We start from the raw sequence: 23,002 nt of genomic DNA on the forward strand, positions 1-23,002 counted from the left end.
ATCTTTGTTTTTCTTGGTTTTGCCGCCCTAGGCCGGTCGCTCCGGGACCAGGGCGGAATGGGTAGACAGCGTCAGCGCTGCCTGGAACAGGACATTGCAACCGGCAGCCAGGTGATCTGGCTCGGCCCATTCGGCCTCGTTATGGCTGAGCCCATCCTTGCACGGGACGAACACCATGGCGGTCGGCACTTTGCGCGCAACCTGACACGCATCATGCCCCGCGCCCGAGATCATCCGCCGATGCGGATATCCCAAGGCCCGAGTTGCGGTTTCAATGGCTTCAACACAACGGGAATCAAAGTGAACCGGCGGGTTGTGCCAGATCATGTCCAATTGCACCTCTGCATCGCGTTCCGCATCAGCCACAGCATGGATAGCTTCGTCCATTGCGCTTAGCGCATTGTCATCTGGGTGACGGAAATCGATGCTGAACCGAACCTCCCCGGGGATGGTATTGCGCGAATTGGGGCAAACGTGCAGTTCGCCCACCGTGCCGACCCCCTCGGGACCATGATCCAGCGCGATGGTTTGGACGGCCGCGATGATCCGGGCCGCCGCGATGAGCGCGTCGCGCCGTCCCGACATGGGGGTGGAACCCGAATGCGCATCGCACCCAAGCACCACGACGTCGTACCAACGTTGACCCTGTCCACCTGCAACCACGCCAATGATCTCGTCATGACGCTCCAATACCGGGCCCTGTTCGATATGGGCTTCCAGAAAAGCGCCCAGATCGTGGGCTCCGCACGGCTCTTTCCCGGCATAACCGATCCGGTCCAGTTCCTCCTTCAGGCACAGCCCATCCTTATCCACACGTGTCAGCGCAAACTCCAGATCAAATAGACCGGAATAGACACCCGAACATAACATTGCCGGCGCAAACCGCGCACCTTCCTCGTTGGTCCAGTTCACCACCTCGATTGCGGCATCTGTCTCGATACCATGGTCATTCAGGCTTCGAACGACTTCGAGCCCGGCCAATACTCCGTAAACCCCGTCGAACTTGCCGCCATGTGGCTGGGTGTCCAAATGGCTGCCCAAGGCAATCGGCAACAGGTCAGGATTGCGGCCCGGACGGCGCGCAAACATATTCCCCAAACGGTCAAAGGTGACCGTACACCCGGCCTCTTCACACCACTGGGTGAAGAGGTCACGGGCAATCTGGTCGTCATCGGTCAATGTCAACCGCCCGCACCCCCCGTTTGACAGGGCACCGATCTGCGCCATGTCCATCAGGCTGTGCCACAGGCGATCACCGTTGATGCGCACGTCAGAAATCATGCCGCCTCGCGGTGAAGCGCCTGAGACAGGCAATGTACGCCGCCACCGCCAAGGGTGAACATCGACATGTCAGGATCATAAACCTCGAATCCCAGCGCCCGCATCTTGGCATTCAGGTCAGTGGCCCCGGCCATGGACAGCACCTTGTTGTCGCCCAGAGCGACGAGATTCACGCCCAGGTTCTTGGCTTCGCGATAGTCCACATCGACAATCTCAATGCCCCAACCTTTGACGATATCCACCAGCCAGGGCTCCATTGCATCAATGCAGGCAACGGCCAGTTTGTCGGCAAGTGGTACGATCAGCCCGTCCATGTGTACGAACTCACGGCTGATAGGAGCAACCACAGCCTCCCACCCTTCGGACCGGACAAACTCAGCAACCTGTTCAGAGCCTTCCTGTTCCGAACGTTCACCGCAATATCCGATCAGTACCCGCCCCGGTTCAATGATGTTGAAATCACCACCTTCGAAATGACCAGCCGTAGCGAAATTCCAGATCGGGATGTTGTTTTCCTGATAGAATTTGATCGCTGTTACGTAATCAGCGCGACGGCATTTCAGCTGCATATGACAGATCAATGCCCCCCATGGGGTCATCGCCGAACTGTCTCGTGCAAAGAAATTGCGGTGCAGCACCTCGTCGCTATCCAGATAATGGCAGGTGACGCCGTTCTCTTCGTAGATCGACACCATTTCCGAGTGCTGTTTCATCGCCAGTTGCAGATCAAATTTGTGTCCGGTCTTTTCGGCGTTGGCAAGGGTTCGCCCGATCAACGGACCGGCTTCGACCCATTTGAAATACTCGGGCTTGCCCAGCAAAACGTCAGTCAACTTGGCATAGTCGTTGTCAATGCCCCAACGCTGCGAAACCCCGCCGTGTGATGTCATGATATTCGTTCCCTTTTTCGCGAATGGCTGATCTCGGGGCACGCTGTCACAGAAATTATATTGATTAAATTACAGATTAAGGGACTTAACTTTTATGGTTATACACGTATTGTGCCTCATGCTTCCTCCGTCCTTTTCCAAAGCCGACCTTCACTTGCTGCACGTCTTTTCCGCAGTCGTGGACGCACGCGGGTTTTCGGCGGCCCAGATTTCGCTGAACGTGTCTGCGTCGACCATTTCCCGCCAGATCACCGATTTGGAAACCCGATTGGGCATGCGGCTATGTCAACGTGGGCGAAAAGGGTTTCGGATGACGGACAAGGGGGAAATCGTCTATGCCGCATCCCGCAAGCTGTTTGCTGCCTTGGATCAATTCGGGGAAACCGTGGATGGCACACGGGGCAAACTGGTTGGACGGCTGTCTGTCGCTGCGATTGACAATTGGGTGTTCAACGACGAGGCGCCGATATTGGGGGCCTTGGGCGAACTGACCCGCATTGCTCCCGATGTTTCCATCGAAATCCACTCACTGGCCCCGGACGAGATCGAAATCGCGGTGCAGGACGGACAGATTGCCGTGGGCGTGGGCGTTTTTCACAAACACAAACCCGGATTGATTTACGAATTGTTGGGTGTGGAGAAAATCGGCCTCTATTGTGGCATCGACCACCCCTTGTTCCAGGCGGACACGCCCCAAGACGTGCAAAGATTGCTGCCACAGGCCAATTTCTGCAAACGCGCCTACTTGAACGAAGATGTCGTTGCACCTGTATCCAGAGGATTGAAATCGAATGCCAGCGCGCATCAGATCGAAGGTGTTGCGATGCTGGTACTGACGGGGCGCTATGTCGGCTATCTCCCCGAAAGCTTTGCTGATATTTGGGTACGTGACGGTCGATTGCGGACCGTCGGAGCAGGTGCCTACGATTTGAAGTCAGAAATCAAGATGGTTCGCAAACGCGGAGAAGAGCCCAACCTGGTGTGTAAAACGTTCATCAGGTTGTTAAAGGACGCCGCCCAGACGAGCACACATATGACGCCTTGAAACCTTGCTGTGCGACGTCCGGGGCATCGTGCCTTGTTGAACTTCACCACAGACTATGGGAGGATTTTAGGGTAACTTTTTCGACTCGTATCTAGCGGCCAACACTTGAATCGCTATTGGAGGACCCGGCTTTTGGGGCCCCAGGAAAGCCAGATTATGCTTCAACATCGCCTCTTTGGGCGTCTATTTCAGATGCTTTCCATATTGCTTGTGACTTTCTCCGCCTCCTGCAGCAGGCCACCGGATCTGGTAGGTGTGGACAATCCGGAAACCCCGGTTGCCAAGACCACATCAACCAAACGCAAAGTGTTTCTGGCCACCACCCGCGAAGCAAGCGAAGTCGTTGAGGTTTTCTTCACCTCTGAACGTGCGCCTGACCTCGGGCTTGCGTCTGTTGTTGTGTCGATTCCACCCAACCATGTCCCCGGACAGATCGAACGGCCCAAGCGCCTGCCACCAGATCCAACGACCGAATTCGCAGTCGTCGAGCCGACAGTGTACAAATCCGAGAACAGTTTTATTTCCGAAATCAATCGCGAGTTGGCCAAGAAACCTCCGAAAGACCGGAACCTGATGCTGTTCGTGCATGGTTACAACAACACGGCCAGTGACTCGATTCTCAGGATCGCCCAATTTGTCGAGGACACCGGCTTTAACGGCGTGCCAGTATTGTTTTCCTGGGCCTCGGCCGCCAAGGTTTCGCATTATGTTTACGATCTGAATAGTGCCCTCGCGGCACGTCCCTTGTTGTTGGAGGCGTCGGGTATTTTACAGCGAACAAATGCCCAGGGGTTCGACGTATTCGCCCATTCAATGGGGGGGATGCTGATGCTCGAGGCAATCGTTCATGCCGAGCTTTCCGGTAAATACAACATCGGAGGCCGTTTGGGGAACGTCATGTTGGCATCACCGGACATCGATCTTGATGTGTTCGAGTCGCAGCTGGCTTCTCTGGACCCAAAAGAACGGAATTTTACGATCTTTGTCGCGAATGACGACAAGGCGCTAAAGTTCTCGCGCTGGATTTCAGGAGGGGTGCCCCGGGTCGGCGCAGCCCATACTGAGGCCTTGGCGGAATTGGGAGTGACCGTAATAGATTTGAGCCAGGTCGATGATTCATCCTCTGGCACGCACTCCAAGTTTGCCGGCTCGCCCGAAGTCGTCCAGGTTATTGGAAACAGTCTCAAGGCTGACAATTACCAAAGCGGCAAGTCACAGCTGGTATTGCTGGAAATCCTGGGGTCAAGCGCTGTCCTGACTGTATTGCAATAACCCAACGCACACGGCCATGTTCAGGTCGCTGACCTGAACAGCGGCTCAACCCAAAACTCTACGATGCCAGCTTCGCATTGCGAACCGACAAAGCAGGCTGGAACAGATCTGAGACCCGATGCCTACCAAACGATGGGCCATTCACCTAAACGACCAAACCCGGCTTGATCGCTTAGTACTTTGTTAATTGGTGTCAATATTACCTTCCGGTACGTAGCTTTGGCACAACTTGACTAGCCGTCTCATTCATAAATCTATATGCTTGGTCCTGCTCGCCTTGGAGCCCGCACATTATGATTCCCTATTAGGAGACAATAGAAATGAACGTCACAAAATTTGCTGCCGCCGCCGTTATCGCCGCTGTTTCTTCAACAGCTGCATTCGCTGATACGTTTACAAAATACGGCGAAGTTGAAGGTTGGAAAGTATTCACCCACAACGAATGGTCCGCGTGCCTGATGGAGAAAAGCGACGACGCGGGAAATGTCGTCCAGATGGGGTATACCAAAGGCCATGACGCTGGGTATGTCGGTGTTTTCACAAAGGCGGAAACCGACATCAAACGCAACGCCAAGGAAGCAGTCGTGATTCAAATTGCCGACGATTTCTATTATGGTGACGCCACAGGTATGCGCGGAAACGTGACCGAGGGGTACACCGGCGGGTATGTGCTTTCAAACAATGCACAATTCTTTGATGATGTTGCGCGTCAGTACACCATGATTGTATTCCCCGAAAAAGAATATGCCTTTACCGTTGATCTGACCGGCACCCTGAAGGGTATCGAAATGGTCCGTGCGTGCCAGTCTGCCCAGTAAGTTAACGATCAATTTTGACTAAAGATGTTCTGGTGGCCGCCCGTTGTGGGTGGCCATTATCTTTTTGCCCCAGATATCCCACATAGATCCGTCTGCCGACACCAGCGACGATTCGATTTCTGTGATCCACCTCGACCTAGAAAAACACCAAAAACTCTACTTCACATCATCAGGGTATCGGGCGGGCTCAAGTTTACTCTGTTGGGAAAAAAACGGTCCTCATACCGTGGCGCAAATTCGGCACTTACCAAATCCTGATTTCGATAGCTCACTGTGACCCGCGAATTCTATCGTTGGTTCAGTCATTCGGTCCTGGATAGCAGGGAACCGGATTTCGCAAACTTTGGTCAACGTATTACAATGGCGGACAGGAGATGCACATTTTTTAATCATTTTGGCAAGTCATATGCACAATTTTTCCGCACATTTTGCCAATTCCAGAGCTCTCGGTGCAAATTTTAATTTGGCGTCGGAACACCCAGCCGAATTGCGTTGGAAAACTGAGGGTTCAATCCAATTGCCAAAGCTCGGGGTGCTATCCGACCCAACGCTCTGAGATCCCCCAAGGGGATTGTGGTGTTCAAAGCACCTTGATCATACCCGTAATCCGGAAGATATCCGTTTGCGATAATACGCCAGTCAAATCGGTACCCATTCCCGATTGCTTTCATCATTTTGAACACAACTGTCGTGCAATTGGTGGTCACCGAGTTATACCACTGCGGCACCCGGGCCAGCGCGTTAGCCTCTGACACATATTCCTCGAGCAAGGCGCGGGCCTGTTCCGGACGTGCATTCAATCGAAATAGCTGTACATCTTCGCCGCGCACGTTGGAGCGCACCCCAACAACGTCCTGTTCCGATGCCGCCACAATGACCAAGGTATTTTCCTTGAAAAAGTCAGCCACGGGAGAAAACCCACCATCGACTTCACGACGTACTTCCACTGACCAGGCCAGAAACTGTCCGTCCGAGAACCCAAAACTCAGAATGAAATGCGCCATCTCCGGCCCGGCCCAATAGGAGAGAAACATATCAACCGATGTTAGTCGGTCCAGATCATAGGTTCGGGTGGTCCACTGCTCGGTGAAATCTGTATTTGTACGCCATTCAAATTCCCGAACGTTGGTTAGAGTCAGGATGTTCTCGTCAATGTCCCCAGTCACCTGGCGTGAAACATCGGTCGCCCAATTTCCTGTTTCAGGTGGCTGAAACGTATTCCACCAAACCACTAGCCCCGCAAAAAACAACGCAAACAGCCCCATCGTCCGCCACCTGAACGGCCCGAAATAGGCAATCATCGTCGCCACGCTGCCCAGGCCCCAAAACCCGCTCACGACAAGTCGCGCCACCTCCGGCAGTGGAGCCCTGAACCAAATGGCCAAACCACCCCAAACCCCAACAAGAGTCAGACCCAAAACGACAGCGACAATTCCAAAAACCCGCAAAAGGCGTATCATTTTGGCCCCATTTTCCGATGAACTCATCAAGACGGGTTCCCGAAAATTGGTCAAGGGGCCTTCTCAATCCGCGATGTGTGAGATGTCCAGCTTTTTGATCCTACCCAAAGAACAGGACAAAGAGGTGAGTCGAGATTGTCACCAATGCTACCAACATATGTCAGGAGCGCGACAAATAGGTTGCGTCTGTCAAACCGGGAGTTGTTTACTGGCCTCAATAACAAAGCAGTTCGACCAGAAAGGACTGGAAAGTCCATTCCCAGCGATAGGCGCGTCTCGGGTCAGCCGAGAACCGGGGCAATTGAGATTGAAGCGGAACAGAACATATACGGCTGGGGTTACGGACCGGCGCGCAATTTTATGCGGGCTATTGGGCTTGGGGGTGACAGGCTGCACGGTTGGGGAGAATTTTGTCAAACCGACAATGAAACTCTCGCCCAGCTTTGGCCCTGGCAGTTCGGGGCCGGCACGCAAGAATGATGCCAAATGGTGGAGGGGTTTTGACGACCCGGTCATCAATCAGATTGTTGATCTGGGGCTGGAACAGAACTTGGATATTCGCCGCATTGCCGGCAAGATCGAACAATCCCGAGGGGCGTTAGCTGCCGCGGGATATCCGATTTCCGGCAATGCCCGCGTTGTAGAAGCCAAGGCAGATTCAGGTGGGGCTGTGGCGCCATTTCAGACTGGCGCGCTCAAAGCTGAAGCCACTTGGAAGCTGGATCTGTTCGGGTACCTCAAACGGGAGCGTGAGGCCGCATTTGCAGGTCTGGAGGCCGCCTATGCGGATTTGAATGTGTGGCGTCTGTTGTTCGTCGATGAAGTCGTCACCGCCTATATCGAAATGCGGTATGCACAGGAATTGATCCGTGTGAACCTGCGGGTTCTGGAGAGTCGAAAGGCAACATTGGAGGTCACCCAGGACCTGGCCAAACAAGGCAAAGCAACCGATCTGGAAATCGCCCAGGCCCATTCATTGGTACTGACCACACAGGCCAGCATTCCCGAAAGCCGGGTACTTTTCGTGACCATGCTCAACCGGATAATCGCCTTGGTCGGGGCCACCGAGATTCCGGACCGTGACAATTTCGACAAGCGTGCCCCGCAACCTGTGGCCAAATCTCATTTTGTTACCACAGGCATACCCGCTGATCTGGTCAGAAATCGGCCCGATGTTGTCCAGGCCGAACAACAGTTGGCCCAAGCCGTCGCCTTGGTTGGCGTGGCCGAGGCAGACTTGTACCCCAAGCTGACGCTGACCGGAAACATCAACGTGAACTACAGCGGCGAGGCGTTTTTGCCCGGTGCCGGGTTCCTGAGGGCCGCGCTGGATGTTCCAATCTTTGACCGCCCGGTCCGCAAGGCCAGGATCGAAACCGCAAAAGGGTTGGTCAAGGAACGGCAGGCCATCTGGGAAAAGGAAGTTGTCCTGGCAGTCGAAGAAGTTCGAAATTCCATCTATGCCCTGAATCAACATCAACTGGCTGTCAAGGCCGCCAAAAAAGCGGTCAAAGCATCGGAAACTGTCCTGGACATTGCCCGCACCCGGTTTGCGGACGGATCGGTTTCCTTCCTTCAGGTTCTGGATGCGGAACGGTCATTCCTGAATACCGAATACGCCTATGCTTTGGACATACGCAATCAAGCTATGGATTTTGTGAATTTAAACGTTGCGCTGGGGGGCAGCTTTGAAACAAGCTGAGACAGCCAGCAACGCATAAATCTGTCGTGAGACGGCTCCACATACAGGAAGGTCCCATGTCGCATTGGATAGCAAGAATATTAAAATGGGCAGCCATTCTTACCGTTCTTGCTGTCGTTCTGATCTGGCTGGTTCTGGCAGCACCATTTTTCAGCAGCATTCGCAAAGATTTTGTAGCCGGGATCATCACGGATCAGATTGGCCAACCCTTTGACGTAGAGGGGGATGTCCGGGTTGTTTTGGGTGCAACGACCAAGGTTCACGTCAGCGGCGCACGTATCCCAAGCACCAATATCAACGAAGTCGACCTTGCCACATTGAACTTGCTGGAGTGGGAGTTGAATTTGCTCGCTCTACTGGAGCGGCGGATCGACCTGGATAACCTCGTGATCGACGGGCTTCACGTGAACATGGTCACAACCCAAGACGGGACCACCTCCTGGATCAAGCGCACCCCAAAAGCCACTTCAGGTACCGAACCCACAGATAAGTCTAACGACCAGGAACAAGACCCCGGAACAGGAGGCGAAGGCCCGTCGATCCTCGGTTTTCTTCAGGACAGAACAGTCACATTTACTGACATCGGATTGATATCACGGGATGACCGTTCGGGGTTTGAGTTCATTTTCGACCTCCAATCCATCCTTTTGGAGCAACGCGACGGCGGGGATCTTGTGTCCGTAACCGGCAAAGGTTCTGTCAACGGCGAAGGGTTTACGCTGGATGGGAAATACCCCCCGGGCAAACCATTTACGACAACTGTGAATTTCGGGGATATCTCGGTGTCCTATAACGGATCTCCGATTCCGGGCGACCAGGGGGGCGGCCATATGGCCAAGCTGTTGGTCGACACCGGTGAAATCGGAAACGTCTTTGACGTTCTGGGATTGTCGCGCAGCCTGGAAGGGTCCGGAACATTGGGCGCGGACATCACGAGCCAACCGAACAAACTGACAATCCGGAATATCACGTCGACCTTTGATCTGAACAAGGGTCAGCAGGTCACCGTCACAGGAGGAGCCGAGAACCTGCGGCCAGTCGATGGATTGGATATAAAATTCACAGCCCGTCTCCACCCCAAAGATCAGCCCCCCGCCAAAGCAGAATCGCTAAAAGACCTAAAGTTGACCGACATCAATGCCCGGATCATCAGCCAGGACGGCAAGCTCGAGTTCCAAAAGCTGGTTATTGGTACGAACGCCTTTGATCAGGGATTGGACAGGGTTGGTCCGATTTCAATCGGACGTGTCTATCGGACAAAGAACAAGACGCTGGGATTGAAGGACGTACAACTTCAGGCGGGCCCTCGCGCTGCCCCCTATATCGTGGCACGTGGCAATGTCGGGGACATCTTTCAATTCAAGAATGTGGATCTGGAGGGAACTCTGGCGGGTGACTCCTCACTCCTTCTTAAGAGTCTGTCCAAAGAGGATGCGGCCAGATTTGGTAGCGTCTCAGCTGATTTCAGTGTTTCTGACCAAACCGGGCCTTTGAGCCTGACGCAGTTGAAGGCACGCACCAAAGGAACGGATCTGTGGTCTTTGGCTGCTGACATATCAGTCGAAAATGTGACGAGTCTGGAAGGTCTGGAAACTGACCTGAAACTGACAATCGCCGAACCGAAAGATTTTTTGACGGCTTTGGGAATTGAACCTGTCGATGTCGGAACGCTTGAGTTTGGTCTGAGCCTGAAGGGCGCGGCCGAGGCCGCGAAAATTGGCGTTGAATTCAAGGCGGGTGAAAGTGACCTCAGGACGGATCTGTCCTTTGATCTCAGCAAAGAGATAAATGTCATCCGTGGCGAGATCCTGAGCAACAGAATTCGCCTTGCCGATCTGCGGGACGGTACCAAAGCCATCATTCAGATCCGCAAGCAGAAAGATCCCACAGCTGCAGATCCCAAACCAAAGGATGACGGCAAACCGCCCATTCAGCCACTGGTCCTGGAAAAAAACAGCAAGATCCTGGATCTGGAACGTATTCTGACCCAGACCGACCTGGAAATTTCTCTGGTGCTGAAGGAATTCGTCGGCAACGCCGGGGTGTCGTCGATGAACAGCCAGTTCATTGCCAAAGAAGGGCAGATCGAAGCCGGACCGCTCGAATTGTTTTATGGTCCAGGGTTTTTCAAGGTTACGGCAGCAATGGACGCTATCGAAAACCCGACACTTTTGAAGGTTGTCGGATCAACCGGCGGTTGGAACTTTGGCAAAATTCTGGATGCTGTTGGCCTGAACATCGACGCAGCCGGTACGTTGAACGCCGCCTTTGACATCACGGGAAACATCACATCCGGCAAAACATTTATCAACTCGATGTATGGATCTGCATCCTTGAACATGGGCAAGGGATATATTGCCACCAGCCTGTTGGAACTGGCTGGACTGGGCATTTTCCCTTGGCTGTTTTCCGAAGAGCTTGCGGCCGGCAAGACAGAGATTAGTTGTGTCAAAGCACCAATTCGGATCAATGCAGGCCGTGTTAGATTTGATTCAATTGTTGCCGAAACCCGCAGTGTCCAGTTGGTCGCTCAGGGGGATGTCAATTGGCTCAAGGACACGATCGCCTTGAGAGCCGAACCCCGCCGGGTTGGAAAGCCGCTGGCGCGAAGTGCCTGGCCTTTTGAGGTAAGCGGCCAATTGTCAGACCCCAAATTCAAACTTATTGTCGGGGGTTCGCGCAGCAAACGGACGGACGGAGCCACCGAAATGCCAACAGACCGAGTTCCTTGTCGGCCCGATATTCAGCAACTCAAATAGCGCTTGCACCCCAGGGCGGCGACCTCTCGGCGCGAATTGCAAAGGAGATTGAAACATGTTCCACAAACTGCTGCTTGCGGCACTTTGCTTGGTTGAATTCACTTCGACAGCTTCTGCGCAGGAATACGCCACATCCGGAGATTGGGTCATCAACGTGAACCCGGACAATGGCAACGGTTGCTATATGCAGAAAATCTTTGAAACCGGCACCTTGATTCAGGTCGGTTTTGATCCCGCCCGCAAAGGTGCCTTTTTTGCAGCTTATAACGCAGCCTGGACAGATATCGCCGTTGGCGAGACCAGCGCGCCCCTGTTCGATTTCAATGACTCCAGATTCCAGGGAGAAGCCCTGGGCGTGGAATTGAATGGAGTACCCGGAGGGTATGCGTTCTTTGACAATCCAGAGTTTGCATCGGAATTTGGCAGACGGTTGTCGTTTACATTGCAAGGCGCCAAAGGCGGTTCCGAAGAATTTGATCTGGCTGGGAGTCAGCGAGCCATCTCAGTTGTCAAGGAATGTCAGACCGCACAAGAAGAGTGATTTTGCCATCGCACCGAAAACTCGCGCAGGTAAGACACAGGTAAATTGACGGGGAGACGGGATGCACGGAATTGGGTCAATCAGGATTGAATTGCCACGAGTCGCAGCGGGGCTCATTGCGTCACTTTGCTTGACCATGTTGCTCGTGACCACCAGCCTGGCCCAGGACGCGGCCAAACCCGGATCACCGCAACCTGAGTTGACGGAAGAAAACAACGAAATCTACGTCGCCCCAGTGGTCATAGATGGCGAGACGCTGTTTGTAGTCCGCGGATCCTCAGCCCTGCCAGCAACCGAAAGGGCCGAAAAGGTTCAAGAGCGCGTGCTGCGTGTGGCCGGAGCTTCGGAATCCGACACGGTTTTTGTCCAGCAACTGGATAATGAATTCGGGATCGAAATCCAGGTCGACGGCCGAATGGTGACTATTACTACCCAGGCAGACGCCGACTACGAAGATATCAAGCTGGAAGTCCTCGCCGGGTTACAGGCCCAAGCCCTGGAAGCGGCCGTTTTGACTTACCGGGCAAATCGAACAGACGCCGCCCGCGTCGGAAGTGCCTTTGCCGCGTTGGTCTGGTCCGCTCTGTTTTTTGCCCTGTCGTATCTATTTCTGGGCAAGCGCCGAAAACTGGTGGACATCGTTACCCTGGCCGTTCGCGAACGGTTCGATGCGGTCGAAGAGAAAACACAGGCGTTTGTCCGTGGGAAAGGTATTGCCGCGCTTATTGGATATGCCGTGAACGTTCTGATGTGGATCGGCTACCTGTTCTTGTTCTATTATTACCTATCTTTCGTGCTGCTGGCGTTTACGGAAACCCGGCCGATTGCTGAACTATTGCTCACCTATGTGAGTCAACCGTTGGCCAATTTTGCTTGGGCTGTCATTGAATACGTCCCCAATCTGATCGTTTTGGGGATCATCGCGGCAATCACGCGATTGATCCTTCAGGGATTGGCATTGTTTTTTTCCAATCTCGAACAGGGCGTTTTCAAACTTTCTGATTTTGAAGACCACTGGATCTCTCCGACGTATATGTTAGCGCGAGTGCTGGTCATCGTTGTGGCACTGGTGTTTGCCTATCCATATATACCGGGATCAGATTCACGAGCCTTTCAGGGGCTGACATTGTTGGCCGGGGTCATGTTGTCTTTGGGTTCCAACACGGTGGTCAGCAATATGATGGCCGGGCTGTTCGTCATCTACCGGCGCAGCACAAACATTGGTGACCGGGTTCGCGTGGGAGACAAAACCGGCGATGTGGTCGAGATCAAACTGATGGAAACGCTTATCAAATCGACAAAGAACGAAATGATCAGTATCCCAAACTCTCAGCTTTTGAATTCAGAGGTGGTCAATCTAACCCGCAAGATTGATGGCCGGGGACTGCTGGTTCACACCATGGTCGGTATTGGGTACGAAGAGCCACCGGCCAAGGTCGAAGCCATGCTGATAGAGGCGGCATTGCGCACAACCAGCCTGAAGAAGTCTCCCCCGCCTTTTGTTTTGTGGACAAAGCTGGCCGACTTTTCGATCAATTACGAAATCAACGCCTATACATCCCGAGGTGAATTCCTGCCAAAAATCCTGTCGGATCTGCACCGCAACATCGTCACCGTCTTCAACGAGAACAACACCCAGATCATGACGCCGTTCTACACTGGCGACCCGGACATTCCAAAGCTGCCAGAAGAACAATGGGATGGTGAACTGGCCCATACCCAGACCAGAAAATCAAAAGGATGATTTCAACATCAACGACGGCAGGTGTGTTTTCTCCGAAACCGCGGCGGGTGTGAAAAACCACGCCCATTAGAACTTGAACACTTGGGGTTGGCCCGTGCCATTCGGGATCCCCAACTTTGGAGGAATATTCATGAAGAATACGATGCTCAGAGGGCTGCTGTTTGTGATCCCGGTCGGCATCCTGCTGCTTGTCCTGGGTCAGGTATTCATGATTAGCATGAAAATCGCCGAAACCATGGACAGCTATATCCCAGCGGATCGGATTGCTGGGATTGCAATGTCGAACATTCTGGCCCTTTTGATTGTCCTTCTGACTTTGTTCGCTGCCGGGATGCTGTCCTATGTGTCCTACATCAATGACAAGGTCATTCTGTTCGATCGCGCATTGTCCCAGAATATGCCCGGCTATTTGCTGATCCGGGGTTTGATCGGCAGCCCTCACAACACCGAAGATCTGGTTGGGAACATCAAATCTGTCATAGTCACATCCGACAACTGGGACCGCATAGGGTTCGAGATCGAAAGGTTTGACGACCAAGTTATCGTGTTCTTTCCCAATCAACCTTCTGTCGTCTCGGGTGTTTCGGTCATCGTGAACCAAAACAAGGTCAGGTCACTGGATATTGCCCCGCGCCAATTGTTTGGCCTGCTGCAGGTGCATGGGCGCGGGTTGGGGCAGCAGGTCACCGACCAAAAGGACGACATATAGCCCCGACTGGCAGAACCTGGATTGAATCTAGGTCGACAAGGCATGATGGTCGGCGATGTGATATGAAACGTCTTAGTCTGACGTACTTGTAGTCAGTGCAACCAGCTTGATCCGCTGGATCTTGCCCGATGGTCCTTTGGGCAGATCATCCAGAACGTGAACAATATCCGGAGCTTTGAATGCCCCAACCTTGTGACGGCAAACAGCGATCAAATCATCTGGGCCAACCAATGACCCTTCGCTCAGCTTGACTGCTGCCTCAACGCGTTCCCCGTATACAGCGCACGGCCGCGCAAAGGCCGCGGCTTCAATCACATCGGGATGCGAATACAACGCTTCGTCGATCTCACGCGGTGCAATGTTCTCGCCCCCCTTGATGATTAGCTCCTTCAGGCGTCCGGTCACAAAGAAATAGCCATCTTCATCGACATGACCCAGATCGCCGGTGCGCAACCACCCGTCAGTGGTGAATGTGTCTTTGGTTGCTTGCGGGTTCTTGAGATACTCCCGCATGACATTTGGACCTCGCACCGCGATCTCACCCTGTACATTGGCAGGGAGTGGTTTCAGGTCGGGCGACAGAACGCACGCTTCGTTGCCAAAAGCCTTGCCAGGCGAGCCAATCTTGCGAACCCCCGGTGGCAAGGGGTTTGACAGAATCTGCGCCGCCGTTTCGGTCAAACCCATGGTTTCCACAATTGGAACGTCAAAGCGTGTTTCAAATGTTGTCTGAACGTCAGGAGACAACGCAGAAGACGCGGAACGGCCAAATCTGAGACGCGCCCGGGTCTGAGGATCTGGTGTCGCATTCGCGTGGAGAAGATGTGAGATGATTGTTGGCACAACGGAGAACCAGGTTGCGTGGCACTCTTTGCATTGGGCCCAGAATTGGCTGGCCGAGAATTTCCCGGCAATTGCCAACTGCCCGCCCGAGATCAATGTGCTCATGACAGAAACACACAGCCCATTGATATGATACAGTGGCAGAACACAAAGCCCACAATCCCGTTCAGACAATTCATGCGCCACCGTAGGCGTCCACCCACCGGCAAGTAAGCTGGATTGGCTGTGCACGACACCTTTGGGTCGACCGGTCGTACCCGATGTATACATAAGAAGCGCATCATCTTGCGGATCTACGCTGTGCAACCCAGGTGCTATGTTCGCAGTGTCTTCTTCCAGTTCCCGAAGATTTTCGGGGCGCACCCTGTCAAACTGCTCGGTGACCTCCGGGTTGACCAGGGCAACGCGGGCCTCGCTGTGCTCCAGTGCATAGCCGATTGCCTCATCCCCGGCGACGAGGTTGATGACCGTAGCCCGAAAGCCGCCATACAGAACACCAAAGAGAGATTCGACGGCCACCCGACCGTTCGGCTGCAAAATCGCGATGCTCTCTCCCTTGGCCAAACCTTTGCCTGTCAGGCGCAACGCCAGATCTCGGGCGCAGGTTCGTAGCTCGCCCCAGGTCAGCGGAGGACGCCCATCAAAGAACCGAAAGGCCACATCAGTGCCCGCTGTTTCCGCCCGATGGTCCAGCCAATCCCGAACGCTCCCCGGAGGCGGTGTATTCGGATCAAATTTCATTGTCCGGCCACCTTCCAATAGTCCGAGAAAATTTCATCCACTGCAGGTTCATTGGGCTCGATTTCGCGGATGACCTTGGTCGTTTGGAGAAAGTGTTTCCAATGCAGGTTATCGTCGATCGAATTGCCGCCCCAGCTGCCACAACCCATCGACAGCGAGAAAGGCATCCCGTTGTTAAACGATCCACCTGTTGCAAACGTGTGGGCCTGATTGACGATGACTCGGCAGGTCGGCAAAAATGTCCCCAGCGCAACGGCGCGGCTGTCTTGGGACGTGTGTATCCCGATAGAGTGCCCTGCCCCCTGATAGTTCAGAATACGCGAGGCGATTTCAGTCGCGTCGACGTAATCCCGGGCCCGGTACAATGCGGCAACACGGCTCAGCTTTTCACCGGACAGCGGGTGATCGGGGCCAATTCCAGACGTTTCGACCACCAGAAATTTTGTGCCCGCCGGCACGGCATCGGCCATCCCCAACGCATCAAGCATCTTGTCAGCATCCTGAGCAATCACAGCCCTGTTCAAATGCCCATCTGGCCACAGCTTGGACACGATCGCAGATTCATCCTGGACCAGCGCTCCCCCAACCTGGGCCAGCTCGGCCAGAAACTGGTCATAAACCGCATCGACAACAATCATCGAGTTCTCCGAAGAACAGGATGTTGCGTTGTCAAATGTCTTGGACGCGGTGATTTTCTGCGCCGCGGCTCTGAGGTCCGCAGTTTCATCAACAATTACCGTCACATTGCCGGCACCGACAGCAACCGCGGGCGTCCCAGCCGTCTGCGCACGATGCACGTTGTTCTGACTGCCCGTGCAGATAATTCGGTCAGATAACTCCATCATGGCCTGGGTTTTGGCCTTGGATCCTGGTGCGGGCAACATCAATACCAAGTCACGATCCAGCCCGATCTTGTCAAATTCGGCATGAATATAGGTCAACAGCAGATCACAGCTGGCGACCCCTTTGGGCGATGGGGCCACGACAACGGCATTGCCGCATTTCAGTGCATTGATGATATTGTTGGCAGGCGTTGCAGCCGGATTGGTCGATGGTACCACTGCGCCAACAACCCCCAACGGACGCGCAATTTCAGTGATTCCACTGGCCGGATCATCTCGGATCACCCCTTGGGTCTGGACCCCCTTGATGTCCCGCATCAATCCCAACGTCTTGCGGTGGTTCTTGGTGATTTTGTCGGGCACATTGCCCAGACCGGTTGTCTGGACAGCGAGTTCAGCAAGTGCCTTGTTTCGCGACGGCTCCATGATGGCCCAGGCCGCTGCTTGTGCAGCGCGGTCATATCGTTCCTGGGTCGCATCCCGCTCATAGGCTTGTTGAGCCGCGCGGGCCCGGGTCATGATCGTCTGAACCTGGGCAATGTCATCATCTGCGTTCATCTTTGAATTCCTTTTGGGTTGGACAGGGCGACAGATCGCCCTGTCCTGTTGGTGCGTGGGCTCAAAGACCGGCCAACAGCTCGGCCAGCGTTTCCTGACGGGCGGCCCACATTGCCTTGACCTCGTCCCGGGTCATGATGTGCATGGGTGAACCACCGGCCTGCATTTTCTTGGAAACCCTGCTGTTCTTGAACATTTCCGGAACCGTAGCGGCCAATTCATCGATGATGTTTTGGGGCGTTCCTTTGGGCGCCATGATACCGCGAAAGTTCACGCTGGCATTGTCGATGTCATAGCCCTGTTCTTTGAGCGTCGGGACGTCCGGCAAGAAGGCATTCCGCTCCAGATCAAACACACCAAGGATCTTGACGTTGCCCGCAGCCTGCGCCCGAAACGCATCAGAAAGGTTGTTCACCCCCCCTTTTACGTCACCGGCAATCACGGCCTTCATCGCTGCGGCACCGCCCCCCTTGGTCGGGATATAAGCCATTTTCACGCCAGCCGCCTTTTCCAGCTGAAGCGCTGCGATATGGTGGCCGACAAAAAGACCCGCGCCAGAGAATGTCAGCTTGCCCGGATTTTCCTTGGCGTAGGCCACAACGTCATCCATCGAATTCATTGGACTGTCAGCCGCTACAACAAAAACCGCTGGGTCAGCACCCCAGTTTGCGATCGGTTCAAAGCTGTCCGTGGAATATTCCACGCCGCCCTTGATCGATTGGGCAATGAAATGAGGTACATTATACGCGCCCAATGTATAGCCATCGGATTCGGCCTGGGTTGCAAACCAATTCCAACCGACCCGCCCACCGGCACCAGGTTTGTTGATGATGGCAATCGGCATGCCCAGGGCATCTTCGTTTCCTGCGGTCATGGTTACGATACGGGCCTGAAAATCAGTGGCCCCCCCTGCCCCATAGCTGACCATCAACATAACAGGCCGTTCCGGGTATTCCTCGGCCACAGCTGCCCCGGTCAACGCTGTGAGCGCCAGTGCTGCGCCAGCAATCAGTTTTTTCATTGTCGTCTTCTCCCTTGTTGTTGTGTTGTTGGTTTTTGTTCAGAAAAAAATCTCTCGGGGTGTGTAGACCTTCAACAATTTGGCAAAGAGCCCGTACATCACCAGCAGGAACCCGGCTGTAATAACCGCGCGCTTGATCCAGCTTCGCACCTCGTGGTGTGGGGCTGGATCATAGAACGACAACAGCACGAAAAACGCGATGGTTCCGGCCGTGTAGAATCCCAGCGCCTTGGCCGCCCAGAACACATAAACCAGAGCGATAACCAGGCCAGGAAGCAGGAACATCGTCTCTTTGGCGGTCAATCCATGGCCAACCTTGGTCCAACCCAACAGCGCCTTGACAAAGGTCCACAACGCCAGGACCACAAACACGGTCGAAATCAGCCTGGGAAACAGGAACGCCTCGGAAGGTTGCTGGGTGTAGCTAATCCAGGCAACCCAACCCCCGATGGCGGCAATGACTCCAGAAGCCAGTATGTGTTGCATGCGGGGCAAGTTCGGAATGCTCATCCCATGATCTCCTCTTTCGAGATGTAGCGACGCGACCGCAGTTCCATCCAGACCGAATAGAGAACCGAGGCAATCACAATCGCGATCAGAACAATGTTGAGAAGCCCGCCCAAGAAGTAGGTGGCCATACCATCGGTGGCACCAGCGATCATGCTGCCTTGAATAAAGTTGGCCTCGGCAATCGGCCCCAGGATGAGACCCAGCACCAACGGTGCCGCCGAAAATCCGAACCGTTCCAGAAAATACATCATCACGCCAAGCGTCGCCATGACATAGACATCGCCCATCGACGACTGGACCGAATAGCTGCCAAAAACAGCGAGACCCAGCACAACAGCGGCCATGACGCTTTGCGGCACCTGCGCAACCCGCGCGGCCAATCCGGCGACATACAAACCAAAGATACACATCAGGATCTGCCCGATCAGCATCGAATTGATAAAGGTCCAGGCGACGTCCGGGTGATTGTCAAACAGATCGGTGCCCGGGAATATCCCGTGGATCAGCAACCCACCCAACAACACGGCCGCCGTAGGGGAACCGGGAATCGACAAAGTCAACAATGGCACCAGACTGGGGCCAACCATGGCATTGTTGGCCGCCTCTGCGGCAATGACGCCTTCGGAATGACCTTTGCCGAACTTGTCACGTTCGGGGCTGAATTTCTTGGTCTGGTCGTAGGCAACCAAACCGGCGATCTGTCCGCCGACTCCGGGGACCAATCCGATGATCGACCCGGTGATCGTCCCAATGCTCAGGGCGCGGGGCCGACGCAGCAATTCGCGGATGGCATCCATGATCGAATGTTTTTCGACTTCGATAACTTCGGTACTATCAACCCGCCGCCCCTTGGCAAACATGGTCAACACCTGAGGTATGGCAAACAGTCCGATCAACGCAGCAATGATGTTGATGCCACCGCCAAGCGCAGGATGAAAGATGAACCGCTGTGCCCCCATGATGTCATCAAACCCGATGGTGGCCAGCCATAGCCCGATACACCCGGACAATAGCCCTTTGACGACCGAAGCACTGTCTAGCGACCCGATAACTGTGACCCCCAGGATCGCCAGCCAGAACAGATGGCTGGGCCCAAACGCCAACGCCCATTGCGCCAGCAAAGGTGTCAAAAAGATCAAAAGCAGCACACCAAACACGCCGCCCACAGCCGAAGCAAGGAAGCTAAGCTGCAGCGCTTTGGCACCCTTGCCCTGTTGCGCCATCGTATGCCCATCCAGCGTCGTGGCGATATTGGCGGGCGCTCCGGGGATCTTGAGGAGAATGGCGCTGACAGCGCCACCGGCCACTGTCGATGTATACGCCGCACCCAACAGGATCAGCCCCTGAACCGGTTGAAGATGAAAGGTGAACGGAATGAGCAGCGCGACAGCCATAGTCGGCGAAAGCCCCGGGGTCGCCCCCAAAATCAGCCCGCCAATTGTACCCAATAGCAGAAGGCCAAAAGATACCGGCGAGAACACATCTCCGAAGTAATATAGGAATTCCAAGCCATCACCCTGTTCGCAAATTCGGTTGACATAAAAAAGTAAGTCATGAAAATAGTTTTGCAAATGTTTTCATTTTTCATGTGAAACGCGGTGTTTTATGTCTAAAAAACAAAATGGTAACGCGGATATTGTGGATGTTGCCAGGGTTGCTGGCGTTTCAATTTCCACTGTGTCGCGCAGCTATAACCACCCAGATCTGGTCAAACCTGCGACTCGGAAAAAAATCGAAAAAGCCGTTCAGAAACTGGGCTACATTCGCAACCGTGCAGCACAGGTCATGCACGGTCGGCGCAGCGCCACCATTGGGTTGGTGGTGCCGACAATTGACAATGCGATCTTTGCCGAGGTCATCCAGTCCTTTTCGACCGAGCTCGACAATCACGGTTTTACAATGCTGATCGCCTCGCACGGATTCGATCTGGACCGAGAATATCAAATGCTGCGAAAGCTGCTGGAGCATCGGGTCGATGGTTTGGCGGTTATCGGTTTGGAACACTCCGAAGCGTCCTTTCAGCTTATAGAACAACAGGGGATACCGACCGTAGCAATCTGGAACTATGACGAAGCCGCCAATGTTTCCTGTGTCGGGGTCGACAACACCGAAGCCGGACGTCTGGCGGCACGCCATCTGATATCGCTGGGACACAGGGAAATCGGGTTGGTCTTTCCTTCGACCAAAGGGAACGACCGCGCTCAGGGCAGATTGAAGGGCGCTTTGGACGAATTGCACAGCGTTGGGCTCAGCATTCCAGACAATTGGCAGCTCGAGGCACCATACAGCGTAGCCGAGGCCAAACGGGCCTGCACCACACTGTTGCAACAGGATAAAATCCCAACTGCCATTTTATGTGGCAACGACATTATCGCCCAGGGCGCGTTGTATTCTGCCCAACAGCTGAAAATTGACGTCCCCAACGACCTGTCGGTGATGGGAATTGGAGACTTCAAAGGATCCGGAGAGATCGAACCATCCCTTTCAACCGTTCGCATCCCTGCCAAAAGCATTGGTGTCCAGGCGGCCGAGCTGATCGCCGAAGCTGTCATCGGCTCTCAGCCCACACGTCTCGCAAAAAAATGTGAACTTCGTGTCATGCCAAGACACTCAACGGCCGCTCGGGCTGGATAATCTTTTGACCAGCTATGACATCGGTTCCCAAAGGCCCAACCAAATCTATGGCCGTCAGAGGCTGACCGCGCATCCAAGCTGGGATCAAGACCATTTAGCGCTGAGACTTGGCTGCGTAAAAGGAACATCCGTTGGCATCGCGGCCTACAATGACCAGCTTCTGCTCTGCGACCGTGCCCCGAATTTTGACCCGGCCTACCAGAAACCCCCAGTCAATTTCGCCGGAAATTCTGCGATCGCTCAACCTGCCCGAAAACGTTCCATTGACGCCCTGAGAGGTCCGGGCACGCCCAACATATCGCCCGCCCTTTGTGTGGGCAATTGACAAGGCCCCGGTGACTTTCATCCAACCCAATCGGCTTTTGGATCCGCAGTTGGATGTAAATTGCCATGTTCCTGGCATGTTATCCGGCCCAATAGGCATCGGCGGAGGCGGGTTATAGGCAATCTCGTTGGCCGGATCCAAAAGCCAGGTTTCCAACGCCTCGTGGCTCTGGCCTTTCAACGTGTCCAGCAGTTCTTTGTTCAGAAATCCATTGGCTTGTGCGCCTTGCGATGCTTGCCAATCTTTCAACGCTGTTCTGGCACCGCGCCCAATCACCCCGTCAATACCCTTGGGATCAAATCCCAGAACAACCAACCTTGCCTGAATGTCCCGGATAGCAGGTTTATCCAGTTCCAGGTCTTCTTCGGTTTGGTCCGAAGAGGGCAGAAAAAGCGACCTAGGCGAGATCGGTTTAGCAGTCACATCCTGTCCTGCATCAGGCGTTTGTGCCGGAGTATGCAATACTTCGGCCCCAACAGAAGCGACCAGAGAGACCGAACCGTCAATGGCAATATCCGCATCAAACCGCCGACCCATCAGATTGATTGGATAGGGCGCGCATCCGTCTATCGCCGCAACGGACGCCAGGAAAAGGCTGCGCGCAAAGAAATCCGGTTCTTTGGGTTCTACCAGATCCGGAATCCCGGTGACGTGTCCTTCGGCGTTCAGTTCGACCCGAATTGTGATTGGCTGGGTCGGCAACAGACCGATGCCTGCCGCAATACATGTCCCGATGTTGGCCCGCGTTGCTTCGGTCGTCGGAAGATCAGCCTGGGACCCCGCCCGTTGCCCGATTCCAGATCCGGTCGTATTGCTGATCAACCGGTCGAATTCCGCCAGATCCACGCCGTCAATCGTATCCCGTAACAGGATCGCAACCGCCAGATCGGAGGTTGGGTATTGCTGCAGGATGCGATCCAGAAGCCGCTGCATTTCCTCGAGATCAGATCGGGGTGTTGCGCTGCCGGCGTGGATTGATTTGACCTGATCAAACAGTGTTTCCGCGGTTTCCTGTGCAATAGCTGGCCCCCCAAAAAATAGGCAGCCGAACAATGCTGCCAATATCGGGGCAAGGGCAGTTTTTTGCGTCCAATTTTGGCGCGCGTGAACGTTCGCCACCCCAACCACTTTACCCATCGTCTTTGCCTTCCACTTAAGCAACTTCGCCAAACGCGCTTATGTCGATACGCAGCGAGGCAAGTCAATCAAGTCCACCCGGTTGCAACACAGAGTGGAGCAAAGCTGCCCATTTTTTGGTATTCAAAGAGATCGTTGGTGATTTTGTCCAAAACTGATGTGCGCATTGG

The 23,002-nt window shown here is 54.3% G+C and carries 18 protein-coding genes; 9 read left to right on the forward strand and 9 right to left on the reverse strand.

Translation table 11 applies throughout. From position 1 onward, the window contains the following. Positions 1 to 27 precede the first annotated feature (27 nt). Together QEZ52_RS22375 and QEZ52_RS22380 are read right to left on the reverse strand one after the other, a co-directional pair. On the reverse strand, positions 28 to 1,281 hold the full coding sequence (locus tag QEZ52_RS22375) for a Zn-dependent hydrolase (RefSeq protein ID WP_343211569.1): 1,254 nt from the start codon (positions 1,279 to 1,281) through the stop codon (positions 28 to 30). Further along, positions 1,278 to 2,171 carry an arginine deiminase family protein gene (locus QEZ52_RS22380; protein WP_343211570.1) on the reverse strand — a complete coding sequence of 298 codons (894 nt, stop codon included), beginning with the start codon at positions 2,169 to 2,171 and terminating at the stop codon, positions 1,278 to 1,280. Before QEZ52_RS22380 ends, QEZ52_RS22375 begins: the two co-directional genes overlap by 4 nt. 94 nt (positions 2,172 to 2,265) lie before the next feature. Between QEZ52_RS22380 and QEZ52_RS22385 the strand changes: the two genes are divergently transcribed. The 3 genes from QEZ52_RS22385 (at position 2,266) to QEZ52_RS22395 (ending at position 5,306) form a co-directional block, all read left to right on the forward strand. Further along, positions 2,266 to 3,216 (forward strand): LysR family transcriptional regulator, encoded by a 951-nt coding sequence (locus tag QEZ52_RS22385; RefSeq protein WP_406651327.1) that lies wholly within the window; start codon positions 2,266 to 2,268, stop codon positions 3,214 to 3,216. A 255-nt stretch (positions 3,217 to 3,471) separates the two neighbouring features. Continuing rightward, positions 3,472 to 4,488, forward strand: a complete 1,017-nt coding sequence (locus QEZ52_RS22390) for an alpha/beta hydrolase (RefSeq protein ID WP_406651329.1) — start codon at positions 3,472 to 3,474, stop codon at positions 4,486 to 4,488. Between the two features lie 320 nt (positions 4,489 to 4,808). Further along, complete coding sequence (locus tag QEZ52_RS22395; protein WP_343211573.1) at positions 4,809 to 5,306, forward strand: hypothetical protein; 498 nt, start codon at positions 4,809 to 4,811, stop codon at positions 5,304 to 5,306. A 458-nt stretch (positions 5,307 to 5,764) separates the two neighbouring features. Here QEZ52_RS22395 and QEZ52_RS22400 read toward each other — a convergent pair whose 3' ends face one another. Beyond that, on the reverse strand, positions 5,765 to 6,766 hold the full coding sequence (locus tag QEZ52_RS22400) for a DUF4105 domain-containing protein (RefSeq protein ID WP_343211574.1): 1,002 nt from the start codon (positions 6,764 to 6,766) through the stop codon (positions 5,765 to 5,767). 157 nt (positions 6,767 to 6,923) lie between these two features. Here QEZ52_RS22400 and QEZ52_RS22405 point away from each other — a divergent pair, with 157 nt between their 5' ends. The 5 genes from QEZ52_RS22405 to QEZ52_RS22425 all read left to right on the forward strand — a co-directional run bounded on the left by QEZ52_RS22405 (position 6,924) and on the right by QEZ52_RS22425 (position 14,221). Further along, positions 6,924 to 8,468: an efflux transporter outer membrane subunit gene (locus QEZ52_RS22405; protein WP_343211575.1), complete on the forward strand. Its 1,545-nt coding sequence runs from the start codon at positions 6,924 to 6,926 to the stop codon at positions 8,466 to 8,468. 56 nt (positions 8,469 to 8,524) lie between these two features. Further along, positions 8,525 to 11,227: an AsmA family protein gene (locus QEZ52_RS22410; protein ID WP_343211576.1), complete on the forward strand. Its 2,703-nt coding sequence runs from the start codon at positions 8,525 to 8,527 to the stop codon at positions 11,225 to 11,227. Positions 11,228 to 11,282: 55 nt separating this feature from the next. After that, positions 11,283 to 11,768 (forward strand): hypothetical protein, encoded by a 486-nt coding sequence (locus QEZ52_RS22415; protein WP_343211577.1) that lies wholly within the window; start codon positions 11,283 to 11,285, stop codon positions 11,766 to 11,768. A 136-nt stretch (positions 11,769 to 11,904) separates the two neighbouring features. Continuing rightward, positions 11,905 to 13,512 (forward strand): mechanosensitive ion channel domain-containing protein, encoded by a 1,608-nt coding sequence (locus tag QEZ52_RS22420; RefSeq protein WP_343211578.1) that lies wholly within the window; start codon positions 11,905 to 11,907, stop codon positions 13,510 to 13,512. 130 nt (positions 13,513 to 13,642) lie between these two features. Continuing rightward, the gene (locus QEZ52_RS22425; RefSeq protein ID WP_343211579.1) at positions 13,643 to 14,221 is read left to right on the forward strand and encodes a hypothetical protein; all 579 of its coding nucleotides are present in this window, start codon (positions 13,643 to 13,645) and stop codon (positions 14,219 to 14,221) included. 72 nt (positions 14,222 to 14,293) lie between these two features. Here QEZ52_RS22425 and QEZ52_RS22430 read toward each other — a convergent pair whose 3' ends face one another. From QEZ52_RS22430 to QEZ52_RS22450, 5 genes are all read right to left on the reverse strand, one after another. Beyond that, positions 14,294 to 15,805, reverse strand: coding sequence for an AMP-binding protein (locus QEZ52_RS22430; protein WP_343211580.1), 1,512 nt, complete (start codon positions 15,803 to 15,805; stop codon positions 14,294 to 14,296). After that, a complete protein-coding gene (sauS, locus tag QEZ52_RS22435; RefSeq protein WP_343211582.1) occupies positions 15,802 to 17,205 on the reverse strand; it encodes an acylating sulfoacetaldehyde dehydrogenase in 1,404 nt (467 codons plus the stop codon). The genes QEZ52_RS22430 and sauS overlap by 4 nt, the downstream gene beginning before the upstream one ends. Positions 17,206 to 17,266: 61 nt before the next feature. Continuing rightward, on the reverse strand, positions 17,267 to 18,226 hold the full coding sequence (locus QEZ52_RS22440) for a tripartite tricarboxylate transporter substrate binding protein (protein WP_343211583.1): 960 nt from the start codon (positions 18,224 to 18,226) through the stop codon (positions 17,267 to 17,269). Between the two features lie 39 nt (positions 18,227 to 18,265). Further along, positions 18,266 to 18,736, reverse strand: coding sequence for a tripartite tricarboxylate transporter TctB family protein (locus QEZ52_RS22445; protein WP_343211584.1), 471 nt, complete (start codon positions 18,734 to 18,736; stop codon positions 18,266 to 18,268). Then, complete coding sequence (locus QEZ52_RS22450) at positions 18,733 to 20,244, reverse strand: tripartite tricarboxylate transporter permease (protein ID WP_343211585.1); 1,512 nt, start codon at positions 20,242 to 20,244, stop codon at positions 18,733 to 18,735. The genes QEZ52_RS22445 and QEZ52_RS22450 overlap by 4 nt, the downstream gene beginning before the upstream one ends. Positions 20,245 to 20,341: 97 nt before the next feature. Between QEZ52_RS22450 and QEZ52_RS22455 the strand changes: the two genes are divergently transcribed. Further along, a complete protein-coding gene (locus tag QEZ52_RS22455) occupies positions 20,342 to 21,370 on the forward strand; it encodes a LacI family DNA-binding transcriptional regulator (RefSeq protein WP_343211586.1) in 1,029 nt (342 codons plus the stop codon). A 94-nt stretch (positions 21,371 to 21,464) separates the two neighbouring features. Here QEZ52_RS22455 and QEZ52_RS22460 read toward each other — a convergent pair whose 3' ends face one another. Continuing rightward, on the reverse strand, positions 21,465 to 22,628 hold the full coding sequence (locus tag QEZ52_RS22460) for a peptidoglycan-binding protein (RefSeq protein ID WP_406651334.1): 1,164 nt from the start codon (positions 22,626 to 22,628) through the stop codon (positions 21,465 to 21,467). Positions 22,629 to 23,002: the final 374 nt, after the last annotated feature.

The organism is Aliisedimentitalea scapharcae (assembly GCF_045277565.1).
Taxonomy (GTDB): Bacteria; Pseudomonadota; Alphaproteobacteria; order Rhodobacterales; family Rhodobacteraceae; genus Aliisedimentitalea; species Aliisedimentitalea scapharcae.

Coding starts and splice junctions, on each gene's coding strand:
- QEZ52_RS22375 (WP_343211569.1), bottom strand. CDS start 1,281: ATGATTTCTGACGTGCGCATCAACGGTGATCGCCTGTGGCACAGCCTG.
- QEZ52_RS22380 (WP_343211570.1), bottom strand. CDS start 2,171: ATGACATCACACGGCGGGGTTTCGCAGCGTTGGGGCATTGACAACGAC.
- QEZ52_RS22385 (WP_406651327.1), top strand. CDS start 2,266: ATGGTTATACACGTATTGTGCCTCATGCTTCCTCCGTCCTTTTCCAAA.
- QEZ52_RS22395 (WP_343211573.1), top strand. CDS start 4,809: ATGAACGTCACAAAATTTGCTGCCGCCGCCGTTATCGCCGCTGTTTCT.
- QEZ52_RS22400 (WP_343211574.1), bottom strand. CDS start 6,766: ATGATACGCCTTTTGCGGGTTTTTGGAATTGTCGCTGTCGTTTTGGGT.
- QEZ52_RS22405 (WP_343211575.1), top strand. CDS start 6,924: ATGTCAGGAGCGCGACAAATAGGTTGCGTCTGTCAAACCGGGAGTTGT.
- QEZ52_RS22410 (WP_343211576.1), top strand. CDS start 8,525: ATGTCGCATTGGATAGCAAGAATATTAAAATGGGCAGCCATTCTTACC.
- QEZ52_RS22415 (WP_343211577.1), top strand. CDS start 11,283: ATGTTCCACAAACTGCTGCTTGCGGCACTTTGCTTGGTTGAATTCACT.
- QEZ52_RS22420 (WP_343211578.1), top strand. CDS start 11,905: ATGTTGCTCGTGACCACCAGCCTGGCCCAGGACGCGGCCAAACCCGGA.
- QEZ52_RS22425 (WP_343211579.1), top strand. CDS start 13,643: ATGAAGAATACGATGCTCAGAGGGCTGCTGTTTGTGATCCCGGTCGGC.
- QEZ52_RS22430 (WP_343211580.1), bottom strand. CDS start 15,805: ATGAAATTTGATCCGAATACACCGCCTCCGGGGAGCGTTCGGGATTGG.
- sauS (WP_343211582.1), bottom strand. CDS start 17,205: ATGAACGCAGATGATGACATTGCCCAGGTTCAGACGATCATGACCCGG.
- QEZ52_RS22440 (WP_343211583.1), bottom strand. CDS start 18,226: ATGAAAAAACTGATTGCTGGCGCAGCACTGGCGCTCACAGCGTTGACC.
- QEZ52_RS22445 (WP_343211584.1), bottom strand. CDS start 18,736: ATGAGCATTCCGAACTTGCCCCGCATGCAACACATACTGGCTTCTGGA.
- QEZ52_RS22455 (WP_343211586.1), top strand. CDS start 20,342: ATGTCTAAAAAACAAAATGGTAACGCGGATATTGTGGATGTTGCCAGG.
- QEZ52_RS22460 (WP_406651334.1), bottom strand. CDS start 22,628: ATGCAGCGGCTTCTGGATCGCATCCTGCAGCAATACCCAACCTCCGAT.